9 protein-coding genes and 2 pseudogenes are annotated in these 7536 nt (G+C 54.4%); 7 read left to right on the forward strand and 4 right to left on the reverse strand.

Annotated elements, in window-relative coordinates:
- The first annotated feature begins 12 nt into the window (after positions 1-12).
- A complete protein-coding gene (locus tag HF027_RS15210; RefSeq protein WP_168017110.1) occupies positions 13-1113 on the forward strand; it encodes an ISAs1 family transposase in 1101 nt (366 codons plus the stop codon).
- 20 nt (positions 1114-1133) lie between these two features.
- On the opposite strand, the pseudogene HF027_RS15215 reads toward HF027_RS15210, so the two are convergent.
- A pseudogene (locus HF027_RS15215) lies at positions 1134-1784 on the reverse strand (IS3 family transposase); the annotation flags it as partial.
- Positions 1785-1804: 20 nt separating this feature from the next.
- Positions 1805-2089 (reverse strand): transposase, encoded by a 285-nt coding sequence (locus HF027_RS15220; protein WP_168017099.1) that lies wholly within the window; start codon positions 2087-2089, stop codon positions 1805-1807.
- 173 nt (positions 2090-2262) lie between these two features.
- On the opposite strand from HF027_RS15220, the gene HF027_RS15225 reads away from it, so the two are divergent.
- The 4 genes from HF027_RS15225 to HF027_RS15530 all read left to right on the forward strand — a co-directional run bounded on the left by HF027_RS15225 (position 2263) and on the right by HF027_RS15530 (position 4631).
- Entirely contained in the window at positions 2263-2517 is a 255-nt protein-coding gene (locus HF027_RS15225) for a type II toxin-antitoxin system HicA family toxin (RefSeq protein WP_168017101.1), read from the forward strand.
- A complete protein-coding gene (locus HF027_RS15230; protein ID WP_168017103.1) occupies positions 2514-2849 on the forward strand; it encodes a type II toxin-antitoxin system HicB family antitoxin in 336 nt (111 codons plus the stop codon). Before HF027_RS15225 ends, HF027_RS15230 begins: the two co-directional genes overlap by 4 nt.
- Positions 2850-3765: 916 nt before the next feature.
- Positions 3766-3978 (forward strand): hypothetical protein, encoded by a 213-nt coding sequence (locus HF027_RS15240; RefSeq protein ID WP_209316473.1) that lies wholly within the window; start codon positions 3766-3768, stop codon positions 3976-3978.
- Between the two features lie 194 nt (positions 3979-4172).
- Positions 4173-4631, forward strand: a complete 459-nt coding sequence (locus HF027_RS15530) for a general glycosylation pathway protein (RefSeq protein WP_209316474.1) — start codon at positions 4173-4175, stop codon at positions 4629-4631.
- A 198-nt stretch (positions 4632-4829) separates the two neighbouring features.
- Here the strand turns inward: HF027_RS15530 and HF027_RS15250 are convergent, their stop codons facing one another.
- A complete protein-coding gene (locus HF027_RS15250) occupies positions 4830-5129 on the reverse strand; it encodes an antibiotic ABC transporter (RefSeq protein WP_168017106.1) in 300 nt (99 codons plus the stop codon).
- A gap of 307 nt (positions 5130-5436) precedes the next feature.
- Between HF027_RS15250 and HF027_RS15715 the strand changes: the two are divergent.
- Positions 5437-5655: pseudogene (locus HF027_RS15715) on the forward strand (IS30 family transposase); the annotation flags it as partial.
- Positions 5656-5753: 98 nt separating this feature from the next.
- Here HF027_RS15715 and HF027_RS15255 read toward each other — a convergent pair.
- The gene (locus HF027_RS15255) at positions 5754-6800 is read right to left on the reverse strand and encodes an extracellular catalytic domain type 1 short-chain-length polyhydroxyalkanoate depolymerase (protein ID WP_245184881.1); all 1047 of its coding nucleotides are present in this window, start codon (positions 6798-6800) and stop codon (positions 5754-5756) included.
- Between the two features lie 216 nt (positions 6801-7016).
- Here HF027_RS15255 and HF027_RS15260 point away from each other — a divergent pair.
- The coding region (locus tag HF027_RS15260) for an IS701 family transposase (RefSeq protein ID WP_168017108.1) at positions 7017-7536 on the forward strand (520 nt) is incomplete at its 3' end.

Raw genomic sequence — 7536 nt, forward strand, 5'->3', positions numbered from 1 at the left:
ACACCGTCTCTCATGCACCATTTATCGATCGTTCCCGACTTCCGTCAGGCTTGGAAAGTGCAGCATCAGCTATCGGATATCCTGTTTCTGACCGTCTGTGCGGTGATTTGTGGTGCCGAGGGTTGGGACGAAATCGAGGATTTTGGTAACGCAAAGCTGGATTTTCTTAGCCAGTACGGCGATTTTGGTGCTGGGGTGCCCAGTCACGACACCTTGGCTCGGGTGATGGCCCTGGTGAGTGCCGAGCAGTTGCAGGCAGCCTTTGCCGAGTGGATGAAGGCCTGCCATGACGTCACCGATGGGGCGGTGGTGGCCATTGATGGCAAGACACTGCGCGGCTCTTATTGCCGAGGTAAGGGGAAGGGCGCCATTCACATGGTCAGCGCCTTCAGTGCGGCAAATGGGGTGGTCTTGGGACAGGTCAAGACAGCCGAGAAGTCCAACGAGATAACGGCGATTCCTGAGCTGCTCAAGCTACTGAATCTTCAGGGCTGTCTGGTAACGATCGATGCCATGGGTTGCCAAAAGAAGATCGCCACTCAGGTCCTGCAGAAGGGCGCGGATTACTTACTCTCGGTGAAGGAAAATCAGCCAGCCTTGGCAGCTGCCTTTGAGGCGGCGTTCCCCATGGCCAAGGTGGTTAACTTCGATGGGGATGCCTATGTCACAGATGAAAAGAACCTGGGGCGGCAAGAAACTCGCTACCACATCGTCAGCGAGCTTACTGATGAGTTTCAAGAGCTTAGCTACGAGTGGCCAGGTTTGAAAACGGTGGGTGTGGTCATGAGTTTTCGTCAGGAAGGTGACGAAGCCCCTGAGGTTCCGATGATTCGCTACTACATAAGCTCAGGCGAACTGAGCGCCAAAAAGCTCGCCGAAGCGTCCCGCCAGCATTGGTTTGTCGAGAATAAACTCCACTGGTCTCTGGATGTCGCTCTCCGTGAAGATGCCTGCAAAATCCACCGCGGACAGGCGGCGGAAAACCGCGCCAGGGTCCGGCATATTGCGCTGAATTACCTCAAAGGTGAGACGCGTTTCAAAGGCGGAATTCGTCGTAAACAGAAGAAAGCGGCGCTGGATGAGACGTACCTTGCTGACATTCTTGCAGTGTAGGTTTTTTTCATGCGTTTTCCCTGCTCCACGAAGATGTTGTCCCGGTAGCAACCCTTGCCGTCCATGCTGATGATTACGCTATGAGCCTCCAGAACGTCGGTGAAGGCCTGGCTGGTGAATTGGAATCCCTGATCTGTGTTGAAAATCTCCGGCGGCCCGTGACGTGCCAGTGCCTCCTCCAGCGCATCGACACAGAAGTCCGTATCCAGCGTGTTAGAGGCTCGCCAGGACAGCACTCGACGACTGTGCCAGTCCATTACGGCCACCAGATACATGAATCCACGTGCCAGCGGCACATAGCTGATGTCGGTCGTCCACACCTGATTCGGTCGATTGATCGCCAGTCCACGTAGCCGGTAGGGATAGATTCGATGCCCTTTGCCCGGCAAGCTGGTCCGCGGTCGCGGATAGATGGCCTGGAGCCCCATCTGGCGCATCAATCGCCGCACTCGCTTGCGGTTGGCCCGGTGGCCCAGTCGATTGAGATGGACGGTCATCCGGCGTGATCCGTAGACCGGTGTCAGCAGGTGCTGCTCATCAATCAGGCGCATCAGCACCAGATCCTCGGCCAGCCACTCGCGCTGCTGGTAGTACAGCGACGAACGACTGATGGCCAGTAGCTGGCACTGACGCCGCAGGCTGGGTGTATCGGGAGTCGGCGGCTCGATCATGGCCAGGCGCTGCGCCCGGCTCAACGCTCGAGCCTGCGTGATAAAAAATCCCGTTCCATCGTCAGCTTACCGATCTCGCGGTAGAGGGTGTCGATCTCCTCCTGGCTCTTCTGGGCTGGCTTACCACTGCTACCCTCAAAGAGACCGGCAGCGTTATCGAGTAGCTCACGCTTCCACTGGCTCACCATGGACGGATGGATCTCGAAGCGAGCCGCCAATGCCGAGGTGGTCTCGTCGCCCTTCAGGGCAGCGAGGGCCACCTTGGCCTTGAACTCACTGCTGTACTGCCGACGTTTTTTGCTCATGATCAGAGTCTCCTGGTCAGTCTGATCAGAGCTTAGCGCCTGGTCCGAATTTCGGGGACCACTTCAGATAAGCACCAATCTTGATTTTGTCGCCTCGCCCGCAATCGGCCTTCAACGGAAGGGCAGTTTGGTGCGTTATGGAGAGTGGTACTATAATATAGTATCATTAAAGCATGAAACGAAAACACGCCAAGACGCTGGCCGCCATCTTCAGCCGACCCACGCCGGGATCGATCCCGTGGAGCGACATTGAATCGCTGCTCGAAGGGTTGGGCGCTGAGGTCCAGGAACAGGAAGGCTCGCGTATCGCTGTTGTGCTGTTTGGTGAAGTGCGCGTTTTCCACCGCCCCCACCCTTCACCGGATACCGACAAGGGCGCGGTGGCCAGCATCCGCAAGTGGCTGGAAGAGAACGGAGAGACCCCGTGAACAACGTTATGATCATTGACGGCTATCGCGCCGTCATTCAGTACGACCCGGATATCGAGATGTTCCGCGGCGAGTTCACCGGCCTAAACGGCGGTGCCGACTTCTATGCCGACAGTGTGGCTAAGCTGCGTGAGGAAGGCCGGGTATCGCTACGCGTCTTCCTTGAGGTGTGCCGTGAGCGTGACATCGAGCCTACCAAGTCCTACTCCGGCAAGTTCCAGGTGCGCCTACCTGAAGATCTACACAAGAACGCCGTCGATGCTGCCACTGCTAAGGGGCAGAGCCTCAATCAGTTTGTGGCCACCGCCATTGAGCACGAGCTCTCGGCGTAATACGGCCTTGGCGTTGAGGAGCTGGGTGCGTCAATCGCGCATGCCCGGGCTGAGGATATTGATAGTGGTGAAGTCGTCAGTGGGGTACAAGTTGTACCACTGAAGCAACGTATTGAAGCTTACCCAGGTGAGGTGGTAGTTCGCTCTCTTAATCAGGTTCCCAACGCACAGCGCTATGCTGCGCTCGTTGCGCTTAGAGAGGAACTACGTGACCGCCCCTACGAACGCTGCACCACGCTGAGGGTATACGCCAGGAAGGCGAGGGGGAAATCCGCTCCACCAACATCTCCCCCGGGGCCATTGCCACCGAGTTGACGTCCACCATCAGCGATCCAGAGACAGCCGAAGGCGTGGATGAAATGTACGAGATGGCTATCGATGCTGATGCTATCGCCCGTGTGGTCGCCTACACCATCGAGCAGCCGGCGGATGTCGACGTCAACGAGATCATTATCCGGCCGGCTAAGAAGTCACTCTAACTCTCAGCGGAGACGCCAAGCACCCCTTTTCGGCCGGAGCACTCCAAGCATACGGCCTTCATTTCAGTGAGTGGGATTATTATGACTGTCTATCAACTGCCACCAGCCTTACGGCGGGATAGCGGCTGTCGATACTGTCGACACCAGCGATCTCAAAGCACTGCCTGATGATGGATAGCCCGACGTGGCTGTTGAGTGTGCGGCGACTGACGCGGAACTTGACGTTGGGCATGGAACTGTCTGGGTGAATGATTATGGTCGCTACATTGCCATGGAGGTCAGGGAGATAGAAGTACTAAAAGGGGCCAGGCTCACGGATTCAATGAGTGCTACCGCACAGACGATTCTTTGTCTCGTGTCCATATTGAATGGAGTTTCCACGCGAAGGGAACTGCACTCTAGACCCGAGAGGATCGTTAAAACGAGGAGAAATAATGATGAAAAAATTTCTTACTGCCGGCCTGCTCGCTAGCCTGATGATGACCGGTTCCGTCCTGGCCATGGATTCCGCAGCCATCCAGGAACACAGGGAAAAGATTCAAGAAAACTACATCCAGACGGCTGAAAAGGAGGGTAAAGTCGCGGCGCTCGAGGAGAGGGTTGAGGCAATCGAGGAAATGATCGAGATGATTGTTAAGGAAATGGAATAATAACGGCTATCAAGTCCTTGATGCCTTAAAGTGAGCCTCCGCCGCATTCGTGCCGGAGGCTCGTCGTATTCCGACCCAAAGCGGCAATCTCGACAAAGACATCGAGCATCTCGGTCCGTGTTATGCCACATGCGCTATAACTTGGTGTTAGCAGTAATATATGCCAGAAAATCAATTGGCGGATCGGAGAAAAGATGAGTAAGGCGAAAAATATTTCTGATTGGATAGGGCGTGTTGTTTATGGGCTTATCAGCTTGAGCTTGGGGGTTATAAGTCTCACAATGATGGGCGTTGCCTTATGGGATATATGGCTCTCATTACACGAAAAGACCTTGCTTATCGCAGCCCTTCTTAATGCCATCGGCTTGATCGTAATTGGAATGGCTGTTTTTGATGTGTCCAAATTCTTGTTGGAAGAAGCAGTTTTTAGCAGCAGTGCTACGAAGTCGCCTGAAAAACAGAGGCAGACTTTAATAAAATTTCTCGCCATAATTGTCATTGCTATAAGTCTGGAATCCCTAGTGTTCGTTTTTGATGCCGGGTCAAAAGATATTACTACGCTGATCTACCCCACTTTTTTGTTAATTTCAGCTATTTTATTGGTAGTCGGTCTTGGTGTATATCAAAATTTGACTCGTGATGAAGTCACGTAGTTGTAGGGTCCCTGATGATCGAATCGCCTATAGAAGTTATCCTCTGCTAGCCGCCAGAGAGCTTCTTCAGCAATTCATTCGGGAGCAGGTTCATGGACATCAAGCTGCATAAATGTCGGGTCCCGACAAGTATTCCAAATGGCAGTTTTACGTTGCTGATCTTCTTGGTAGCAATTACCCCTGAGGAGGATACTCCGCTCACCGCCGCAGTTTGCGAACATTAGATCGAGTCTTGGTGCTGTATGGCTTTAGTGCCGCCGCCGTGATCCGCACAGGATCGGCACCACTGGCCGCCGCCACTGCCGCTCGCTCGATCGCTGTGGAAAAAATCGTCGCCTTCTCCATCACCATGCCCATGGCTTCGGGGCCGGTCATCGCGCCGCTGGCCATCATCATTGTGCGACGTGCGATCACCTCACCGGCAGACAGCATCATCGTGTTGTACGAAGAGGCGACCTTCATCCACGCGGCCATCATGCTCATCGGGTTATATATCATTTCGTCTGGTACTCCTCATTCATTTGGTCTTCGACTTAGTGCTTTTTCATGAAACTTATCCTGTGGATAGCTGATATCAAGGCCTGAACCTCAACATGAAGTTATCGAGGCGCAGGGTTTGTTCATGATAACAATAGCCTTGCCTGTGATCTGTATCGGTGCGCTAACCCACACTCACCACCTCGATACTTGCAGTCATGTCATGGCAGCTGGCCACCAGGCAACTCAAGAGCTTCGGTACCACGGCGGATCCACTCAGCCAGTTCAATGGATTTGGATAATAATCAGGATATAGTTGCCCAGCCAAAGCCCATGGCAGCGGTGCTTCAACGAGAACACCAATGGGCTGTGGCAGCAGTACTTGACGAAGGGCACGGACCTATCGGTCTACAGCCTGGAAGAACTCGATAACATCGCTGACTCACCGAAAAGACGGCCACTCAGGACCATGGACTGGCGAACGCCGTTGGAAGTCTACGCCGAGGTTCTGAGGAAATCCGGCGCCGGTCCGAGCACCCTTCAATAGCGTTGCGCTTGGCACTTGAGATCGCCCTTCTTGGTCATGAATACCTTCATTGCCTCCATTCTGAGGCTTATCGGGGTGTCCGCTCCAATTGGAGCACTTCACGTTGCACTCAAGCCCCAGAAGTCAGCAATGTGACGCGTGGAAGAGATATTCACATCAAGCATGAAGGCGCCTCTCGAGCCGTAACTCTTTTTACCATGCGTTTTCAGCGGTGTGCCGTGGCCCATCCCGCTAATATTGTATTCTTCAATAAGTTCGTGACCCTCGACATCACTCCATACTCGCCGGGGATAGCCATTGATGATGTGTGTACTAGATGGCCTTTTCTCAAGATTATGAAGCGCTCGCCACTGCCCGAGGATTGCGTTGGCGTTCGAGGCATCAACCGTATGGTCACAGCTTCCATGCCAGACCGACAGTGTTGGCCAAGGCCCCTCATGCGCCGAGGCATTACGCAGCCGTGTTTCAAGCTGTTGTGCTGTCGGGGATCCGCGCCCCTTCATTCGGCGTAGTGCCGCCAGGGTTGTGTAGGCACTGCCATAAGGCAAACCGGCGATGATGGCGCCGCCAGCAAAGATTTCCGGGTAGGTCGCAAGCATGACCGACGTCATGGCGCCGCCTGCGGACAATCCTGTGATGAAGATACGCTCGGGGTCGATGCCATGATCTCTGACCACTTGTTCAACCATATGAATAATGGAGAGTGGCTCGCCAGCGCCGCGATTGCTGTCGCCAGGCTTGAACCAATTGAAACCTAGAAGCCAATTGTTAAAGCTCCGCTGCTCGGGAAAAAGCAATGCAACGCCATATTGGCCAGCAATTTCAGACCAGCCGGCACCCTCGTCGTACTTCGCTGCTGTCTGTTTACAACCATGTAGAACGACGACGAGCGGTGCACCGGCGGGCAGATCCGCCGGTATATATATCTTGGCATTCAGTCCGCCCGGGTTTGACCCGAATTCGTCCAAGTCTGCCAGATGGTTATTAATGCTAGCACCTCCGAACTCATACGCACTTAGATCCATAAGATGTGACATCACCTTCTCCTTCCGAAGGATGAAATTTCCTGTAACAGGCAGTCCCTTCACAATATTTGATGTCACTCTACGCAACCAATGGCGGCTCATCTGTTCGTAAACGAACATAATACTTTAGTCTACCGGGCCTTCTGCCGGAATGGCCGCTTACGCTGGGCATGATGCCGACGTGACCCTGCTCGACAGCGATCTCCATCCACGCCAAACCTTCATCGCCGGGCGAGGCGTCAAGCGGGGAAATCGGGGGACGTCCCTAGTACTACAGTCGTAATTGAATAAGCTACAATGCATGTGATTGATACGGAAACAATTACACGGTGAAGGATGCAGGAACTCGATCTCTCTGTCTCAGTATTGTTGGATGACCTGGCAGATCAGTTAAGCCCGCTCTTTCCGCGCTCTGAAACGCGCGATCGTGCCTTACGCTACATTCAGGGGCTGCTCAGTCAGTGCGAACGCAAGAATAGCTGGCATCTTGCCGAGTGGCTCGGCGATGCCACCCCAGATGGGGTGCAGTACCTGTTGGATCGTGCCCGCTGGGATGCGGAGGCGGCACGCGATGTCCTCCGCCAGTGGGTCATCGATACGTTGGGGTCACCTGACGGTGTCCTGGTCCTGGACGAGACCGGCTTTATCAAGAAAGGTCAGCACTCGGCCGGCGTGCAACGCCAGTACAGTGGCACCGCCGGTCGAATTGAAAATAGCCAGATCGGCGTGTTTCTTCTCTACGCCAGTCAGGCAGGGCATGCCTTCCTGGACCGCGCCTTGTACTTGCCCAAATCCTGGACACAGGATCGCGAGCGTTGTCGACGTGCTGGGATTCCCGATGACGTCGAATTCGCCA

The sequence above is a fragment of the Halomonas salinarum genome (genome assembly GCF_012062845.1).
Lineage (GTDB): Bacteria > Pseudomonadota > Gammaproteobacteria > Pseudomonadales > Halomonadaceae > Onishia > Onishia salinarum.

Coding starts and splice junctions, on each gene's coding strand:
- HF027_RS15210 (WP_168017110.1), top strand. CDS start 13: ATGCACCATTTATCGATCGTTCCCGACTTCCGTCAGGCTTGGAAAGTG.
- HF027_RS15220 (WP_168017099.1), bottom strand. CDS start 2,089: ATGAGCAAAAAACGTCGGCAGTACAGCAGTGAGTTCAAGGCCAAGGTG.
- HF027_RS15225 (WP_168017101.1), top strand. CDS start 2,263: ATGAAACGAAAACACGCCAAGACGCTGGCCGCCATCTTCAGCCGACCC.
- HF027_RS15240 (WP_209316473.1), top strand. CDS start 3,766: ATGAAAAAATTTCTTACTGCCGGCCTGCTCGCTAGCCTGATGATGACC.
- HF027_RS15530 (WP_209316474.1), top strand. CDS start 4,173: ATGAGTAAGGCGAAAAATATTTCTGATTGGATAGGGCGTGTTGTTTAT.
- HF027_RS15250 (WP_168017106.1), bottom strand. CDS start 5,129: ATGATATATAACCCGATGAGCATGATGGCCGCGTGGATGAAGGTCGCC.
- HF027_RS15255 (WP_245184881.1), bottom strand. CDS start 6,800: ATGTTCGTTTACGAACAGATGAGCCGCCATTGGTTGCGTAGAGTGACA.